The 16529-nt window shown below is 50.0% G+C and carries 16 protein-coding genes; 5 read left to right on the top strand and 11 right to left on the bottom strand.

Annotation, left to right across the window (positions count from 1 at the left end; all coding sequences use genetic code 11):
• The first annotated feature begins 108 nt into the window (after nucleotides 1-108).
• Together L9P87_RS06670 and L9P87_RS06665 are read left to right on the top strand one after the other, a co-directional pair.
• Nucleotides 109-1020 (top strand): LysR family transcriptional regulator, encoded by a 912-nt coding sequence (locus L9P87_RS06670; protein ID WP_237443896.1) that lies wholly within the window; start codon nucleotides 109-111, stop codon nucleotides 1018-1020.
• A gap of 30 nt (nucleotides 1021-1050) precedes the next feature.
• On the top strand, nucleotides 1051-1308 hold the full coding sequence (locus L9P87_RS06665; RefSeq protein WP_237443895.1) for a hypothetical protein: 258 nt from the start codon (nucleotides 1051-1053) through the stop codon (nucleotides 1306-1308).
• Between the two features lie 6 nt (nucleotides 1309-1314).
• On the opposite strand, the gene L9P87_RS06660 is transcribed toward L9P87_RS06665, so the two are convergent.
• The 3 genes from L9P87_RS06660 to L9P87_RS06650 all read right to left on the bottom strand — a co-directional run bounded on the left by L9P87_RS06660 (nucleotide 1315) and on the right by L9P87_RS06650 (nucleotide 5401).
• On the bottom strand, nucleotides 1315-2610 hold the full coding sequence (locus L9P87_RS06660) for a YncE family protein (protein ID WP_237443894.1): 1296 nt from the start codon (nucleotides 2608-2610) through the stop codon (nucleotides 1315-1317).
• Nucleotides 2611-2775: 165 nt separating this feature from the next.
• Complete coding sequence (locus L9P87_RS06655; RefSeq protein WP_237443893.1) at nucleotides 2776-4314, bottom strand: AbgT family transporter; 1539 nt, start codon at nucleotides 4312-4314, stop codon at nucleotides 2776-2778.
• A gap of 172 nt (nucleotides 4315-4486) precedes the next feature.
• Nucleotides 4487-5401: a LysR family transcriptional regulator gene (locus tag L9P87_RS06650; protein ID WP_237443892.1), complete on the bottom strand. Its 915-nt coding sequence runs from the start codon at nucleotides 5399-5401 to the stop codon at nucleotides 4487-4489.
• 140 nt (nucleotides 5402-5541) lie between these two features.
• Here L9P87_RS06650 and L9P87_RS06645 point away from each other — a divergent pair, with 140 nt between their 5' ends.
• Nucleotides 5542-6099 carry an NAD(P)H-dependent oxidoreductase gene (locus L9P87_RS06645; RefSeq protein WP_237443891.1) on the top strand — a complete coding sequence of 186 codons (558 nt, stop codon included), beginning with the start codon at nucleotides 5542-5544 and terminating at the stop codon, nucleotides 6097-6099.
• Here L9P87_RS06645 and L9P87_RS06640 read toward each other — a convergent pair.
• From L9P87_RS06640 to L9P87_RS06605, 8 genes are all read right to left on the bottom strand, one after another.
• A complete protein-coding gene (locus tag L9P87_RS06640) occupies nucleotides 6096-6716 on the bottom strand; it encodes a DUF3833 domain-containing protein (RefSeq protein WP_237443890.1) in 621 nt (206 codons plus the stop codon). The two genes, L9P87_RS06645 and L9P87_RS06640, sit on opposite strands and share 4 nt — an antisense overlap.
• A 62-nt stretch (nucleotides 6717-6778) precedes the next feature.
• Complete coding sequence (locus L9P87_RS06635) at nucleotides 6779-7588, bottom strand: hypothetical protein (protein WP_237443889.1); 810 nt, start codon at nucleotides 7586-7588, stop codon at nucleotides 6779-6781.
• A 37-nt stretch (nucleotides 7589-7625) separates the two neighbouring features.
• A complete protein-coding gene (locus L9P87_RS06630; protein ID WP_237443888.1) occupies nucleotides 7626-8219 on the bottom strand; it encodes a DUF2878 domain-containing protein in 594 nt (197 codons plus the stop codon).
• 45 nt (nucleotides 8220-8264) lie between these two features.
• On the bottom strand, nucleotides 8265-9536 hold the full coding sequence (locus tag L9P87_RS06625; RefSeq protein ID WP_237443887.1) for an SAM-dependent methyltransferase: 1272 nt from the start codon (nucleotides 9534-9536) through the stop codon (nucleotides 8265-8267).
• A gap of 45 nt (nucleotides 9537-9581) precedes the next feature.
• Nucleotides 9582-10346: a DUF1365 domain-containing protein gene (locus tag L9P87_RS06620; RefSeq protein ID WP_237443886.1), complete on the bottom strand. Its 765-nt coding sequence runs from the start codon at nucleotides 10344-10346 to the stop codon at nucleotides 9582-9584.
• A complete protein-coding gene (locus tag L9P87_RS06615; RefSeq protein WP_237443885.1) occupies nucleotides 10343-11596 on the bottom strand; it encodes an NAD(P)/FAD-dependent oxidoreductase in 1254 nt (417 codons plus the stop codon). Before L9P87_RS06615 ends, L9P87_RS06620 begins: the two co-directional genes overlap by 4 nt.
• Nucleotides 11593-12396 carry an SDR family NAD(P)-dependent oxidoreductase gene (locus L9P87_RS06610; RefSeq protein WP_237443884.1) on the bottom strand — a complete coding sequence of 268 codons (804 nt, stop codon included), beginning with the start codon at nucleotides 12394-12396 and terminating at the stop codon, nucleotides 11593-11595. Before L9P87_RS06610 ends, L9P87_RS06615 begins: the two co-directional genes overlap by 4 nt.
• Before the next feature lie 2 nt (nucleotides 12397-12398).
• Nucleotides 12399-12854, bottom strand: coding sequence for a nuclear transport factor 2 family protein (locus L9P87_RS06605; RefSeq protein WP_237443883.1), 456 nt, complete (start codon nucleotides 12852-12854; stop codon nucleotides 12399-12401).
• A 709-nt stretch (nucleotides 12855-13563) separates the two neighbouring features.
• Here L9P87_RS06605 and L9P87_RS06600 point away from each other — a divergent pair.
• Both L9P87_RS06600 and L9P87_RS06595 read left to right on the top strand, forming a co-directional pair.
• On the top strand, nucleotides 13564-14868 hold the full coding sequence (locus tag L9P87_RS06600; RefSeq protein ID WP_237443882.1) for a serine/threonine transporter: 1305 nt from the start codon (nucleotides 13564-13566) through the stop codon (nucleotides 14866-14868).
• Between the two features lie 63 nt (nucleotides 14869-14931).
• Complete coding sequence (locus tag L9P87_RS06595) at nucleotides 14932-16299, top strand: L-serine ammonia-lyase (RefSeq protein WP_237443881.1); 1368 nt, start codon at nucleotides 14932-14934, stop codon at nucleotides 16297-16299.
• Nucleotides 16300-16529: the final 230 nt, after the last annotated feature.

Here is a 16529-nt window from a genome sequence, read left to right as displayed (position 1 = left end):
GTTGCTCAATGGGTGTGATTGCTGATCTGTTGGCGCTATTATGGTGAGATTAAGTATTGTGATATATAATGAAATAACTATACAAAACATCGCGAGGCTCGATGAGTTATGCTGACCAATAGAGTCGATCTGAATCTGTTGACGACCTTCTTGGAGGTGTACCGGTTGAACTCCATTACCCTTGCCGCCGAGGCACTGGACACCACTCAGCCTACCGTCAGCGGTATCTTGAAGCGGTTGTCTGAGCAATTGGGTGAGCAGCTGTTTGTGCGTGAGGGGCGGGGTATTGCACCGACTTCGGTGGCGGTACAGTTAGCCGCCGATATCGGCCCAGCCTTTATCGGTATTGATAATGCGCTGGATAATTTAAAAAGCTTCGATATCGATCACCCGCGTCGCTTTAATGTCTTTGTCACCGAGCCGATGATGTTGCTGCTGCAGCCGTTGGTCAAGGCGGATAAGACGATGGGGCAGTGCCAAATTAACTTTCAATTAGCGCCGCCGACGCTGGATAAACTATTCGAAAAGCTCGGCAGTCAGCAAATTGATTTAGCCGTCGACCTTGGCCGTTTGGATCATCCCTCCTATCAAAGCCAGTTATTCCACCGCGACCAGTTGCTAGTGACCTGTCGCCAGAATCATTCGCAGTATCAAGATCGCCTGACCATTGATCAGTACTACAGCGCCGATCATGTGCGACTGAAGCTGCGCCGCTCGGGTTTGGATGGTGTCACCATGTTGAGTAAGGCGCCGATGCGCAGCAGAAATATTACTGCGGTGTGTGACTCGGTGATGTCGGGGCTGGCGCTGGCGTCGACCTCGGAGGTGTTGTGTTTGGCGCCAAAGAGTATTGCCGAGGTCTATGCGCCGTTGCTCAATTTACAGGCGCTACCGCTGCCCTTTGCCACCCATCCGCTGGAACATTATCTACACTGGCATAATCGCACCACTGACAGTCAGGCCCATCGCTGGTTGCGACAAAAAATAGTGTCGCTATTGGATGACTGCGTTGCTGGCTAATTAATGGCGCAGCGAGGAAAGGATAAAAGAATGAAACGGATGCTATGGCTACTGATACCGCTGTTAACGGCGTGTGCAGCGGCGGAGACTCATCGCTGCAGGTCAGCGAATGCAATCACAGAGGATGAAAAGCAGGTGTTAGAGCAGAGAGTGATGGAGCATGAATTTATTCCAGGCTGTGTCACCGAGGCGATTAACGATAGCCTCGAGCACTGTGCTAGATCGACGGCGGAGGATCTCTCTTTCGAGCAGTGGCAGGCCATCTATCAGCGCTGCCAGGTTGAATAATTTTGGCTACGGTGCCAGCGGTAAAAACTTACCGGTTCTGATGCGCTGAGGATGGTCGCCAACGGGGATGCTGGCCACTTCTTCGGCGGTCTCAAACGAGATCACCGAGACGCGATCCTGCTCGCTGACGGAAATATAACAATATTGGCCGTCGGCGCTCTCTGTCGCCCAGTAAGGCTTGGCGCCGAGAGGATCTTCCGACAGCGTGATATTGGTATACTCGAAGCTCTCGCGATCGACGATAGAAACATAGCCCGACATGGTGGCGGCGACGCAAAGCTTGGTGCCGGCGCTGTTGATGGCGATGCCATGGTGGGCGGAGTTGAGCTGGTACTGCCAATAGCTCATGTCGGCGATTTGCTGCGGCACCGGCAAATCTAATTTGCGGGTGATCTTATCCTGCTCTACATCGTATTCGAAGAAGCCGTGAAAGAACGACACCTGCAAATAGATAAAGCGGCCATCGTGGGTGACGGCCATCGGCCTTACGGCTTTATCGACCCAGGGCATGCCTGCCTGTTCTAGCTTTTCGCCGATATCGATACGCTTGATCACTTCCATGGTATTGGCGTCAACAATCTGCAGCCAGCGGTCACCCTTGATCCAGTCGAGCATGGCGGTGCTGGTCGGCACATAAACCTTGCCAATACTGGCGTGGTAGATCAGTTTGCCGTCTTTGGAATAGGTGTTTTCATGGGGCTGGTCGCCGGATTCGAACTCAGCGATGATCTTGCCGCTGGCGGTGTCTATGGCCTGCACCTTACGAGCCATGGAGGCGGAGACTAAAAAGGTTTTTCCGTCCGGTGAGATGGCGGCGTGGTCGGCGCGGACGCCTTCGATTGGCGTGCGCCAGATAATCTCACCGCTGTTCATGTCGATGGCGACGACATCGGCAAAGCTGGGGCGTGAGGCATACAAGTAGCGACCGTCCAGCGAGGTGAACATATCATCGACTAGCTGATCGTGGCCCTCGCCTATTAAATGACGAATACCGTAGAACATAATCTGGCGCATGATGCCCTGCTGTTCGATATCGGCTAAGCGCTGCTGATGATCGGGCACGATGTTGATGTGTTTAATGTGATCGAAGGTATCGCTGGCGAATATATCGGCCGTGCCGTCCCAGTTATTGCCCACGACGATGATGTCACGGGGGGCGGAGGTTTGTTCACTGGATGAAGGCTTTGCCAGCTCAGCTGCAGAGGCGAGTGTGGTGATCGGCGACAGGGCGGCCATTAGGCTAAAACTGATGGCGGCGGCTGTGGGCAGCCAGCGATTAGGGTGGGACAATAGGTTACTCACGGCAATAAACTCCTGGGCTTATACGGACCCAATTTGTTGTTATCATTTTAACCGTGATGTTAACCCTCGGCCCCACAGGCATCAACACTGATAGCCGGATATTGGCTATCAGAACAATGAATAATCAGCCGTCAATCAGTGCCGATATCCGCCAGTGATGCAGGACTAGCCATAGTGGTAGCTGGCGCCCAGTCCCAGGGGTAAGCCTAATGCCCAATAGCCGAGCAGGAAGACGGTCCAGAAGATTACCAGGGCAATCGAGTAGGGCAGCATGGTGGCAATTAAGGTGCCGATGCCGGTGCCCTTGTAATACTTCTGGCAGTAGGCGACGACCAAGGGGAAGTAGGGCATTAGTGGGGTGATGATGTTTGAGCTTGAATCACCGACTCGGTAGGCCGCCTGCACCAAGTCTGGTGACATATTTAGCTGCATTAGCATCGGCACTAATACCGGTGAAATCAGTGCCCACTTGGCCGATGAAGAGCCGACAAAGAGGTTGATCACTACCACTAAGGCCACCATGCCGACGACAGTGCCGCCGCCGGATAAACCGAGGGCCTGCAGGGCGTTGGCGCCTTTAACCGCCATTAGAACGCCGATATTTGAGTTGGCGAATGCGGCGATGAAGAGGGAGCAGAAGAAGGCCATGACGATGTAGTGGCCCATGGTTTCCATCGACTGCGACATCGATTTAACCACGTCATTAGAGTTTTGATAATTGCCGGAGAGATAGCCAAAAATAACGCCGGGAATAATAAAAAAGATAAAAATCAGCGGTACGATCATTTGCATTAAAGGGGCGCTGAAACTGGTTAAGCTGCCATCGGCTCCACGCAGTGTCGACTGTGGATCGGCGGCCCAAAAGATCAAGCCTGCGAGGCCGATCAACATGGTCAGGCTGGCAATACGAAACGCACGAGTCTCTTTGCTTGAGGTGTGTTGAAGCTGGTTGTCGGCATCGATGTCTGTGTCGAGTGGCGAGTTGGCGTTGAGTCTGGGTTCCACCACCTTATCGGTGATAAACCAAATAATCAGCATAATGGGGATGCAGGAGGCGGTGGTGAAGAACCAATTGTTGAGCGGGTTGATCTGCATTGCCGGGTCGACTAACTGGGCGGCACTCTGGGTAAAGCTTTGCAGTAAGGGGTCGAGACCCGAGGGAATGAAGTTGGCACAGAAACCACCGGAGACACCGGCAAAGGCGGTGGTAATACCGGCAATGGGGTGGCGGCCAACGGCGTAGTAAATAGCGCCGGCGAGGGGAATGACGACGACATAGCCGGCGTCGGTGGCGACGCTGGAGGTAATGCCGATCAGCGCCACTACCGGCGTGATCAGGCTGGCCGGCGTTACCTTTAACATCGCCTTCAGGGCGGCGTTAATATAGCCGGAGCGTTCGGCCACACCGACACCCAGCATGGCAACCAATACCACACCAAGTGGGGCGAAGCTGGTGAAGGTGGTCACCATCGATGTCAACCAGTCGGTCAGCTGTTGGCTGGTGAGCAGGTTGTTGATGGCAATCGCCTCGCCGGTGCGAGGGTCTATTTCGCCGTAGCTGACAAATGACAGAGCTAGGGAGCAGAACCAGACGATCAGCATGAGCAGCAAGAATAAGATGGCAGGGTCTGGCAGCTTATTGCCGACCCTTTCAATGGTATCGAGGATACGGCTGAGAATGCTGGAGGGGGTGGTTGGCTTCATCGGTATCCCACAACTGAGTCAGGTGATTAAGGTTCTGTTTAATATAGCTATTTGGATTTTTAAGGCAAATAGTAACAAAAGGGTAATGCCTTTTGAGAAGGCTGTATAGCATCTGAGTCAAGGCTTTGGACGATTCGGTTGATTATTTGAATCATCGTTCTTAACAGGGTGGTCAGCGCTCTACGGCAAGCCAGTCTTGCAAATAGTGAATAAAGGCCTCGACCTGCATCGGCATATAGTGGCGGCTTGGATAGACCAGCTGCAGGCCGGTTTGACTGTCGTCACTGCTTTGAAAGCCACTGACATAGTCATCGAGTAGCAGCATGAGGCGATTGTGTTTAAGGTCGTCGCGCACATCCCAAATAGACTTATAAGCGACCCCCGCTCCGGCCAGTGCCCATTGGCGAATAACGCCGCCGTCACTACTCAGCAGTGACGGCTGTACTTTAATGATGTCTGTGCCGTCAGCGTTTGAAAACTGCCACTCATTAAGTGGCTCTCCCATCCTCTCCATCACCAAGCAGCGGTGTGTGGATAAGTCCGATGGCTGCTGCGGCTCGCCCATGGCGGCAATATAGTCTGGCGCAGCGACCAGTACGCGGTGATTATCGGCCAATGGTTTAACCATTAAATTACTGTCGGGCAGGTTGCCATAGCGCACGGCGAGATCGAAGCCGTGCTCGATGATATTGACGATGCCATCGGTTAAGTGCAAATAAGCTTGTACCCCAGGGTTAAGCTGGGTGAATTGTGCCAGTGCTGGGGCAATAAACTGGCGGCCAAAATCCGAGGCGGCGGTGACCCGTAATCGCCCTGATAGAGTGGTTGTACTATTGAGTAGTTGGGCTTCGGTATCCTCGACCTCGGCGATGACGCGTAGACACCCTTGATAAAATCGCTGCCCCGCTTCGGTGAGCGATATTTTACGGGTACTTCTATTGAGCAAGCGGGTGTTGTAATGCTGTTCTAGGCCGTTAATACGTGCAGTCATTGCGGCGGGGGAAAGCCCCACCTGACGGCCGGCGGCGGCAAGTCCCGAGGCTTTTACGACGCGGACAAACAGCGCCATATCGTCAATTTTGCTCATATTCTTCACTTTTGATGAATAATTATTTCAATATTTAGGTCATTATCAATTTATACCCTGGGTATTAGACTGTCCATTAATGATTAAGCAGCGGTATTGATACCGATGCCTATCTCTTCTAAACAATACAGGTCAGGGCAATGAAAATATTAATAGTGGCGGCGGGTTATTCTATCTTTGATGCTAAGGGGCAGCTCAATGGTTACTTGGCTTATTTAACCGAGCAGAACTTAGCGGCCAAAAACCATCAGGTGAGAATATCGGATGTATCGACGGCTAGCTGGGATGTTGACCGCGAGGTGGCTAAGTTGTTGTGGGCAGATACCATTGTCTATATCACGCCGATTATGTGGTTCAATATGCCGGCGCCCATGGTGCAGTGGTTGGATGAGGTCTTGTTGTATAACAAAACCTTTGTCATTACCGATGACTATGGTGAGGGCGGCTTACTGCCGGCGGAAAAATTCATGATTGTGACCAGCTCAAACCTCAAACGCAGTGACTTGGGTAAAGGGATGGTGCTGAAAAATGCCAGCCATATAGATGATGTGATGCAGCCGTTGATTATGACTAACCACTATTTAAGTGTCAGAACGCAGTTGCCCACGTTTCACGCGGATAATGTCGTGGCGGGTAAGACGGATTGGATCGAACAGCAATATGTGCATCATCTCGATCAGCATTTCAGTGCGGCTTAATAGCTGTATTTTGCCTCGCGAACGAAGGCTAAGGTGGTGGCGGGGCGACGTCTTGTTGTGGCGGTTTCAGCCCCGTTAGTTTTTTCAATCACCAGCTGAACGGTGGCCACTCTAAACCCCCATTTGGTGAAAATAGATTCGTTGATTATTTTATTTTTATCGACCAGAAACATCTTGTCGTCGACGGTGACATCCAAAATACCTTCTTTATAGGGCAGTTGAAGAATGTATTCCATGAAGATGGCATTGCCGGCAACCAGCATGTCTGACTCACCTACAACATCGTTGGCAGAGGCGAGAAATTTGCCGTTGCCGTTTGGCTTTAACGTCCAGATTCGCTGGGTTTTTTCGCCGTCACTGAAAATAAAGTGTTCATCCAGTGTGGCCACGCCGTCTTGCCAGCTGGCGGTAATGTCGGCAGTGAAATGCCGAATGACATCACCCTGACGATTTTTAACCACGCCGTAGGCTTTTAGTTTTCCATCAAAAAAAGTTTGAATGTTAATTTCTGGTTTTTGATCGCTGTACTGCTGGATGTTTTGCTGGCTACAGGCGCTGAGTAGAAAAACCATATAAGCGAGCAACGCAATTGCAGATTTACTTTTTAATAATGTCATTGAACTAGCCTTTGTGATGCGGTATCGGTTATTAAGCTATACGCATCGGCGGGCTAAGAAGATCACCGATTAAAGCTTATTTGTTGCTGCTCGGTTGTCTCTGAATAAAGGATAACCACTTTTTCGTAGTCGCCATTAACATTGCTAATATTTGACTTTCCGGCATACATTGCCAGTTGTTGCTGTTGGTTGTAGGCAAGGTAAATGGGTGGAAACAACTGCGCAATAATCCAATTGGATGGACGCAGCACAATACATTGTTGCCAGTCCTCACGTGCACTGGTTTGAGCATTTTTAGCGTTTAATAGCAGCGAGAAATTATCTCGCACCTGATCGCAGTTAATCGCCTTTGCCTTTAAGCTGATTTCTCTGAAACGGCTGGGCAGTGGATAGTTAAAACTAAGGTCGCGACGCTTGACTGCGTCAAGGTTGCTGCGAAGGTGGTGATCAAACCCGGCATCAATGACATAAGGAGGGGTTAGGGTGATGCTTTGATTGTGTCTTTTGTCGGCGCAACTGTTGCTATAGTGCATGGCTATTTCAACGCCAAAGGCGGTGTCGACAGCGGCATTTTCATCAACTGATTTTGTTAATGCATAGGATTCGTTGCAGTGATCGCTGCGAAAGACAATATTTGGCGCTGATTTTCCCTGACGATAATCGATGTCCTTTTGGGCAAACACCGCCTGGCTATTGTTGCGGTAAACCACGCTGTGTAGCTGTTCGCTGCGTTGATGCAGTTCTTGGTACACCGCCTCAAAGCTATCCTGTGAGTAGGCTTGGCCAACCACTGTTTCTGCGTAAGCAACAGAGGCCGATGCCATGGCAACAAACGAGGAGACGACGATGGTTTGGGTGGCAAATGTTAACATGGGGTAACTCCTCTGCTCATGTAATGCTGTTGCTATGTTAAGCCTGCTGATTGCTCGGGGTGTTGTGCACGCAGTAGAGTCGGCACCAAAGCAGCGCTGCAGGCAGCAGCACCGCCCAGTAAACACCAAACAATGACAGGCTGAGCCACTGAGGATCTGCCAGCGTGCTGCCGGTTAATTTGGCACCGGCAAGATAGTTGAGAGGGACGGCGATGAGGCAGAGCAATACGGCCAGACTCAGGTGCTTTTGCAGATAGGCCATGCAATGATTGATGGTGGTCGCAAAGCTTAGCCATAAAAACAATAACCAGGTTGGTGCCAGTACCGTGCCGCTGGAATTGATGGTGAATTGCCCGCTCAGCTCGATCACCCCAAGGTTGGCCAGCAGGCTATCACAGAGATAGCCTGACAGACTAAACAGCAGAATCATCGACCACTCGCGGCCATCTTTACTCTGGTAGAAAAAATGCACCAAGACTAAAAGCATGGTGCTGATGACGCTGACAGATTCATCATAAATCGCACAAATAAACCAATTGGCTTGAAACAGCAGTGCGTTACGAATAACGCGTTGTTTGCTGCCGCCTAGCTCGGAGAATTTTTGATTGAATGTAAGGCTGTTGCTTTTCATGATGGCCTCCGTCGTGAGTCAGTATTGTTGAGTCGTGTGGGTAAATTAGCGTCTGCGCGAGGTGTTGCCACGGTGCAGTGGCTTGGCGATGAGGATCTGCGAGGTTTGAATCACGCGCTCGCGGAAACCACCTTCGCAGTAGCTTAAATAGTACTCCCACATGCGGCAGAATATATCGTCAAAACCCAGTTGTTTAACCTGTTCAATGCCCCGGTGAAACTCCTGGCGCCAGTGGTGTAGCGTTAAGGCGTAATCCTTGGTGATGTCGTCGAGGTCGACAATCTGCATGTCGGTATGGTCTGCAATACAGTTGCTAATGACCGAGACGCTGGGCAGACACCCACCGGGAAAAATATAGCGCTGAATAAAGTCGACTCGGTTTTTTGCCTGATGAAAGCGCTGATCGGAGATCGTAATGGCTTGTATCAAGGCCAGACCATCCTCTTTCAACAGGTGGGAGCACTGTTCAAAGTAGCTCTGGTAAAACTTGTGGCCTACCGCTTCAATCATCTCGATAGAGATAAGCTTATCGAACTGGCCTTGTAGCTCGCGATAATCTTTCATTAATACGGTGATTTGACCTTCGAGGCCGAGTTTTTTGACCTGCGCACAGGTGTAGTCATACTGTTGCTGGGAAATGGTTGTGGTGGTCACTTTACAGCCATAATGCTGTGCGGCATAAATGGCCATGCCGCCCCATCCGGTGCCAATTTCAACCACATGATCCGTGGCTGATAAGTTAAGCTTTTGGCAGATAACGTCTAATTTAAACGTCGCGGCCTGCTCCAGTGAGGTGTTGTCATCGGCGAATATGGCCGACGAATACATCATGGATTTATCGAGGAAGGTGGCAAAGAAATCATTGCTTAAATCGTAGTGAGCAGAAATATTACGCTGCGAGCCCGATACGGTGTTTTGATTAAAGTAATGCATCAACTTATTGGAGACCTTACTCAGGGTGCTGCGCTTGTTGTCCATTTCTGATAACAGATGAATGTTGCGACACATCAGTTGTATAAGCTTGAGTAAGTCGGGGCACTTCCATGCTCCAAGCATGTACATCTCTGCAGCACCGGTCATGCCGTTTAACATGATATGACGAAATAGCGCCTTGTTCTCGACGTGGATGTAGGCGACTAAATCCGTGTCTTTATGGGCCTGGCCCATAGAGTGAGTCTGGTCATCAAAACTAATCACCAAGCGGCCGTGGCGGATGCAGGCAAAGTGTTTGATGACTTTCCTGTAGGCGAAATCATCGATAGCACTGGACTTCAAGTGATCATCAAGGTGGTTGTATGCGGTGCTGATTGAAGCCATTTTTATATCCCTCTTAAATCATCAAAACGGTTTGAAAAATTTGGCCTAGTGACTGCTGTCACTGGCGGTGTTTGTCGTGATCTTTTTACCCGGATGCCGCTGCAGTGGCAGCTTCTTGATAAAAAATAATTTTGCTGCCTGCCAGTAAATTAAACCGGCAATTTTGTATGTCATCAGCGGGTTTTTAAATATTCTATTACCGCTATTTTCAGCCTCGCTTTGGTACTGCTGTCGCTTCATGTTCAGGGTGGCATCCATCACCTTTTGGTCACCTAAAAGGCAGCTTAAGTGGATGCTTAGCCCTGCTGCGGGGTTGTTGTTACGCCACTGGTACTGCATCTGCATTGGGTTAAACGGTGATACATGCATCTGCTTGTCGAAATTTATACGCTGGGTGTTGTTGTTTGGATGACACTTTAAGCGATATAATTGTCTCTCACCCCAAGGCGTGTTGGTCACCTCGACTAAAAGGGCGACTAACTGCTGATTTTTATCGAAACAGTAATAGCAGCTGATTGGATTGATCACATAACCAAAACAGCGTAGCTGAGTCAGCAGAAAAACCTTTTCGACCGGCAGTGGCCCCAGTTCCTGCTCAAGTTCGGCCACCACGGCACCCTTGAGCGGGGTGTTGTTGCCATCGAGGTAATCCTTGCGTTTGAGGCTGAAGGGGGAGAACAGGCGTCGTTGTTGAAAATCCGCGATATGGTCGAGGTCGATATACCACATGAATAAGTCATAGCTAAAGCTGTTGTCGCAGGGCATGAAACGACGATGTCTGACGCTGCCTTGATAGCATGCATGGCTCATAGCGGCTTTGCTCCCAGCGCCACAGCAACTCTCAGGCCACTGCTGCAGCCATCCTCGTGAAAGCCATTGGCCCAATAGGCGCCACAAAACCACGTGCGTTGGCTGCCATTGATTTCTGGCCAGCGTTGTTGTGCCTCGATAGCCGCCTCGGTAAAGACCGGGTGGCTGTATTGATAGCGGCCAAGAATTTTCTTGGCGTCGATTTGGTCGCTGGCGTTCAGCGTGACACAAAAGGTATGGTCAGACTCAATGCCCTGTAGAATATTCATATTGTATGTCAGCACCGCATGTTCCTGCTGGGTCTGAGAGAGCAGATAGTTCCAGCTGGACCAGGTTTTTTTATTCCTTGGCAGTAGGGTTTCATCATAGTGCAAAACCACCTCATTGCTTTTGTAGTGAATGTCGCCAAGCACGGACTGCTCAGCCTCACTGGGGTCGGCAAGTAGTTTCAATGCTTGATCACTGTGGCAGGCAAAGATGACGTGATCGAACTGTTGCTGTTGACCTTCGGCGAAGGTGAGGGTGGCACCCTCCGAGTGACGGCTGACTGAGGTGATGTCAGTATTGAGCTGGATCTTGTCGTTAAAGCTGGCCGTCAGTTTCGGCAAATAGCTGCTGGAGCCGCCCTGCAATACATGCCACTGAGGGCGGTTTTTGATGCTCAGCAGGCCGTGGTTTTTGAAAAACTGAACAAAGAACTGCAGCGGAAAATCCAGCATCATATCGGTGGACGATGACCAAATCGCACAGCCCATGGGGATTAAGTAGTAGTCGATAAACTGCCGACTATAACCGTTGGCGGCGAGGTATTGGGCCAGAGTGGCATCACCGTCAAGCTCACCCGATTGCAGATCTGCAATCGCCTGTTTATTGAACCGGACGATGTCTCGCAGCATGCGCCAATGCTTGATATTGCAGAGGTTCTTGCGTTGAGCAAACAAGCCATCAAAGCCATTGCCGCTGTACTCATAGCGGCCTTGGTGGGCGGTGACGCTGAAGCCCATAGCCGTGGTTTGGCTGGCCACCCCTAGCGTTTCCATCAGCTTGATAAAGTTGGGGTAGGTCCAGTCGTTGTAGACGATAAAGCCGGTATCGATGGCGTAATCGCGACCCGCTAGCTGGAGCTGTTTCGTGGCGGTGTGGCCGCCGATGCGATCGGCTTTCTCGTAGACGCAGATGTCGTGGTCTGGATTAAGTAAGTAGGCGGCGGTTAAGCCGGATATTCCGCTGCCGATAATCGCTATTTTCATGGGCTGTCCTGTGTTGATATTGAGTGCTCGGCGGTTGTCTGTTCACTGAACTGTGCTGTTTGGCCCTTGAGCATCCAGCGCTGCCAGAGCGAGGGTAACCATCTGCTAAGACCGAGCATCAGCTTTAAGCGTCGCGGGAAGATGATACGCTGTTGCTGCCTGCTAAGGCCTTGGTCGATTCTGATGGCGGCCTGCTCAGCGCTGATCAGAAAAGGCATGTCAAAGGTGTTTTTGTCAGTCAGTGGCGTCTTGACGAAACCAGGGTAGGCAATGCTGACATCGATGCTGGCAGCTTTCAGGTCGATCCGTAAGCTCTGCAAGAAATAGTCAAGCGCCGCCTTGCTGGCACCATAGGCTTCACTGCGACAGAAGGGGGCAAAAATAACCTGTGAGCAGACACCGATAATAGTCGCTTGCTCGGGGCAGTTTTGCAGCAGCGGTAGGCCGGCATTAATGGTGTTGATAGCGCCGTGATAATTCACCGCCATCAATCGTTCGGTCAGGCTGACGTCGACGGGGAGCTCGTCGATGTATTCGCAGTTGCCGGCGTTCACAATCAGCTCGTTAATATGATTGAAGCGTTGTGCTATCACTTCTGCCAGCTGCTTCATCTTGGCGCCATCGGTGACGTCGCCAGCCAGACAGTGCACCTCAGGCATGGCGGCAAAGCTTTGCTCTAGGCTGACTTGGCTTCTGGCCGTGGCCACCACGGTACAGCCCTGTTCGGCGTAATAGCGACACAGTGCCTGGCCAATGCCAGAGCTTGCGCCGGTGATCCAGATGACATGATGGGTTGTCATATTCATCCCCTGGCAATTCTACGTTTAATATAACCGATGATGCGACCGATGATGGGTAGGTGCTCATAGACCATGCTGCCCATGTCATAGACATCCTCATGGAAGGTTATTTTTTGATCGAAATGGAGGTGGCTAATGCCTTTGAGGGTTTGTGGCTGAGCACTGATCTTTGGGTGGTGATAGTGCATACGCCATTTAATATAGGCAATCGAGTCGCTGGCAATAATATCCAGGAACTCGAAGCGGCATTCGGTGACATTCTCCAGCGAGTGGTCGAGGTAGGCGCTGAGGTTGTCCAGTCCTTGTAGCTTGTGAATCGGGTCAACAAAAATAACATTGTCAGCGTAGATATCGCTGATGTCGACGGCCTTGCCGTACTTCATATCCCGGTAGAAGCGTTTGAAGTCTTCGATTAATGGGTTGTGTCGCTCAGTAGTGGTATTCACAGTTGTCATCATATTCTGCCCGTAAGTACTGATTTATACGTAGGTAGCGGCTGTCTGGATCAAAATAATACGGTCAAGGGCGGCTCTCTGGCAACGGTGTCCGTATGTAGTCATGTATAAAATCAATGGCTTGCCATTAAATAATGCCGTGTTGAGAGAATAATAGCACTCTCTAATGTAATGCGTTTTGCCGCCATAATAGGCTCTGCCGCCGCCGTACGTTTGCGCTCATGACAAGGGGCGGAAATAGCTTGAGGGGCAGAGGATTCCCCCCTGCTGTTTAAATCACCAGAATGTTTGTCAATAGACTCATGGGGTTAAAGTCTTGTGTTGTTTTTTATGTGTCTTTTTCGTGGTTTTTTTGTTTTTTTTAATTTTATAGATGTACTTATATTTTAGGTTTGTTGTAGGTATAAGTGCGGATCTATATAGAGGTGATTTCAGGCGCTATATTGCTTGCTAATAATGCTTCTTGTTTACTTTTTTTTCATTTTTTTAAAAACTGATATGGCTCAATAATTGTTACTGTAATTAAACGAAAAGTGAAAAGTGAAACAAAAGTAATGTACATAATTTGAGTGCTAAGTTTAAATAGCCGGGTCGAAAAATTGTAACGATTTCACTCTTTGAAACTAAGCGGTTTGAGAGGGTAAAATGCAAATGTGCTAGCCCTGTGAAGCAATAAACACTTCGAGCAGCGGCAATGTGAAAGGTGTTTATCATGAACAACGAAGCCACAGCAAACAGTACCGCTATTCTCGATAGCGATGGACAACATACAGAGGAGCAATTATCCGCTAATCAGTGGAACAAAATCGATACCACCTGGGTGTTGAGCCTCTTTGGTACCGCCGTCGGTGCCGGTATTTTATTTCTGCCAATCAACGCAGGTTTAGGCGGTTTTTGGCCGCTGGTTATGATGGCCGTTTTAGTTGGCCCAATGATCTATTTCGCCCACCGAAACCTTTCTCGTTTTGTCCTATCCTCAAAAAATCCCAACGCAGATATTACCGATGTTGTTGAAGAGCATTTTGGTAACGGCGCCGGTAAGCTGATTACTGTGCTGTATTTTTTCGCCATTTATCCGATTCTATTGATTTACGGCGTTAGTATTACCAATACCATCGACAGCTTTATGGTGCATCAATTAGGCATGGGGCAAATACCTCGTCCACTGCTATCTTTTGTGCTGATTGCTGCCATGATGTCGGTAATGATTGCCGGTGAACAATTGATGTTGAAGGTGACACAGTTCCTGGTTTACCCACTGGTTATCATTCTTGCCGGTATGTCTTTTTATCTGATTCCTGATTGGAACCTATCTGCCATCAGCCAAGTGCCCAGTGCCGTTGATTTCACGACGACTATCTGGCTGACGATTCCCGTTCTTGTGTTTGCTTTCAACCACTCGCCAGCAATCAGTAGTTTTGCCATGAAACAGCGTCAACAGTATGGCAACCAAGCAGTTGAGAAATCAGACGAGATTCTAAAGCGCACATCGGCGATGTTGCTGGGCTTTGTTATGTTCTTCGTCTTCTCTGTGGTGTTAAGCCTAACGCCTGAAATGTTAGCTGAAGCCAAAGATCAAAACCTCACCGTGCTGTCTTATCTTGCCAATGTTCACAGCAGCCCGCTGATTGCTTACTTCGGCCCGATTGTTGCCATTGTTGCTATTACCTCTTCATTCTTCGGCCACTATCTAGGTGCTCGTGAAGGCATGAACGGCATTATCAGCAAGCAAGCCAAGTCCATGGGTAAAAACATCAGCGACAAGAACATCAACCTGTTCACCATTGGCTTTATGTTACTCACTATCTGGGCAGTGGCGATTATCAACCCTAGTATCCTCGGTATGATCGAAGATTTAGGCGGCCCAATCATTGCTACCATCCTATTCCTGATGCCAATGTACGCCATTAAGCGAGTGCCTGCGATGGCCAAATACCAGGGCACTATTGCCAATGTATTTATCACCACCATGGGTCTGGTTGCTATCTCCGGCATCGTATTCAAGCTGCTGGTATAAGACATCTGGTTAATCGGTAACGCTACAAAGGCCTGAGCTCTCAGGCCTTAAAGAGGTGAAACAATGCACGGTGTATTCGACATTTTCAAAATTGGTATTGGTCCTTCAAGCTCCCACACGTTGGGACCAATGAAAGCGGCAAAGCAATTTGTTGATGATTTAAAAGAAGTCGTCGAATTGCATCGTGTCACCGATATTAGCGTGGATGTGTATGGCTCTCTGTCCTTAACCGGTAAGGGCCATAATACCGATAGTGCGATTATTCTAGGGTTGGCAGGTTTCGAGCCTGAGTTTGTCGACCTCGATACAATCCCCCATTTTTTACAAAACGTTAAAGACAGCCAGCGTCTGAGTATCGATCTCGGTGCGCATTCGGTCAGTTTTGGCCCGCTGGCGATCAACTTTATTAACCAGCCGTTACCGCTGCACGAAAATGGTATGTCTATTCACGCCTTCGTCGGCGCTGAAAAAGTGTTTAGTAAAACTTATTTTTCAACCGGCGGTGGCTTTATCGTCGATGAGGAGAACTTTCATAGCCAGGGTGAGCAACAACAAGCGCTGCCTTACCCCTTTACCAGTGCCCATGAACTGATAGACCTGTGCCTGCGCAATAACATCAGTATTAGCACCTTGATGATGCGCAATGAGCAGAGCCTTGCCGAGCAGCCTCAGATCGATCAGCGTTTGGCGAAAATTTGGCAGATTATGCAGGAGGGGATTGAGCGTGGTTGTGCAACCGAGGGCTTCTTGGCGGGGCCGTTACGTGTACCTCGTCGTGCGCCGGCGCTCCATCGCCAGCTGCTGTCCAGTGGTAACTTGGCAGGCGACCCGATGATTATTATCGACTGGGTGAATATGTTTGCCCTCGCCGTCAGTGAGGAGAATGCAGCCGGTGGCCGAGTTGTCACGGCGCCAACCAATGGTGCTGCCGGCATTATTCCGGCGGTGTTGGCATACTATGATAAATTTATTGAGCCGGTCGGTGTCGAGCAATATAGCCGGTTTATCTGCGCTGCAGCGGCCATTGGCGGCCTGTATAAACGCAATGCCTCTATTTCGGGTGCCGAGGTAGGGTGTCAGGGAGAGATCGGTGTGTCCTGCTCGATGGCGGCGGCGGGCTTAACTGAATTACTCGGTGGCAGTCCGATGCAGGTGGCTGAGGCTGCTGAAATAGCCATGGAGCACCACTTAGGCTTGACCTGCGATCCGGTGGCTGGCCAGGTACAGGTACCTTGCATCGAGCGTAATGCGATCTCGTCGATGAAGGCGATTAATGCCTCTCGCATGGCGTTGCGTCGCAATACCGAGCCGATGGTATCGCTCGATAAGGTGATTGAGACCATGTACGAAACCGGCAAAGATATGAATGCAAAGTATCGCGAGACCTCGCAGGGTGGCTTGGCGCTAAAGGTTGCCTATACCTGTACGTAATAATGAAGCAGTGAATGCTTGATCCCGCCAGCAGCTGTCACAGTGCTGGCCTATTTATCCCCTCCTAGGTTTTATCCCCTCTACTATCACCGTGCTAATTTGTTGATATTGAGCATTTATTTGGCCATGCTAGGCTTGTTCTGTAACGATTTGCGCTGACGTCGTCGGTTGCTGCCGCCCTGTGGGTATGGTGTTTGTCATTGGCAGCGGCGAGTCTCGGTATTATTTGT

The sequence above is a fragment of the Sinobacterium norvegicum genome (assembly GCF_923077115.1).
GTDB lineage: Bacteria > Pseudomonadota > Gammaproteobacteria > Pseudomonadales > Sinobacteriaceae > Sinobacterium > Sinobacterium norvegicum.
This window is presented reverse-complemented; position numbering and strand designations above follow the sequence as displayed.

Coding starts and splice junctions, on each gene's coding strand:
- L9P87_RS06670 (WP_237443896.1), top strand. CDS start 109: ATGCTGACCAATAGAGTCGATCTGAATCTGTTGACGACCTTCTTGGAG.
- L9P87_RS06665 (WP_237443895.1), top strand. CDS start 1,051: ATGAAACGGATGCTATGGCTACTGATACCGCTGTTAACGGCGTGTGCA.
- L9P87_RS06655 (WP_237443893.1), bottom strand. CDS start 4,314: ATGAAGCCAACCACCCCCTCCAGCATTCTCAGCCGTATCCTCGATACC.
- L9P87_RS06650 (WP_237443892.1), bottom strand. CDS start 5,401: ATGAGCAAAATTGACGATATGGCGCTGTTTGTCCGCGTCGTAAAAGCC.
- L9P87_RS06645 (WP_237443891.1), top strand. CDS start 5,542: ATGAAAATATTAATAGTGGCGGCGGGTTATTCTATCTTTGATGCTAAG.
- L9P87_RS06640 (WP_237443890.1), bottom strand. CDS start 6,716: ATGACATTATTAAAAAGTAAATCTGCAATTGCGTTGCTCGCTTATATG.
- L9P87_RS06635 (WP_237443889.1), bottom strand. CDS start 7,588: ATGTTAACATTTGCCACCCAAACCATCGTCGTCTCCTCGTTTGTTGCC.
- L9P87_RS06630 (WP_237443888.1), bottom strand. CDS start 8,219: ATGAAAAGCAACAGCCTTACATTCAATCAAAAATTCTCCGAGCTAGGC.
- L9P87_RS06625 (WP_237443887.1), bottom strand. CDS start 9,536: ATGGCTTCAATCAGCACCGCATACAACCACCTTGATGATCACTTGAAG.
- L9P87_RS06620 (WP_237443886.1), bottom strand. CDS start 10,346: ATGAGCCATGCATGCTATCAAGGCAGCGTCAGACATCGTCGTTTCATG.
- L9P87_RS06615 (WP_237443885.1), bottom strand. CDS start 11,596: ATGAAAATAGCGATTATCGGCAGCGGAATATCCGGCTTAACCGCCGCC.
- L9P87_RS06610 (WP_237443884.1), bottom strand. CDS start 12,396: ATGACAACCCATCATGTCATCTGGATCACCGGCGCAAGCTCTGGCATT.
- L9P87_RS06605 (WP_237443883.1), bottom strand. CDS start 12,854: ATGATGACAACTGTGAATACCACTACTGAGCGACACAACCCATTAATC.
- L9P87_RS06600 (WP_237443882.1), top strand. CDS start 13,564: ATGAACAACGAAGCCACAGCAAACAGTACCGCTATTCTCGATAGCGAT.
- L9P87_RS06595 (WP_237443881.1), top strand. CDS start 14,932: ATGCACGGTGTATTCGACATTTTCAAAATTGGTATTGGTCCTTCAAGC.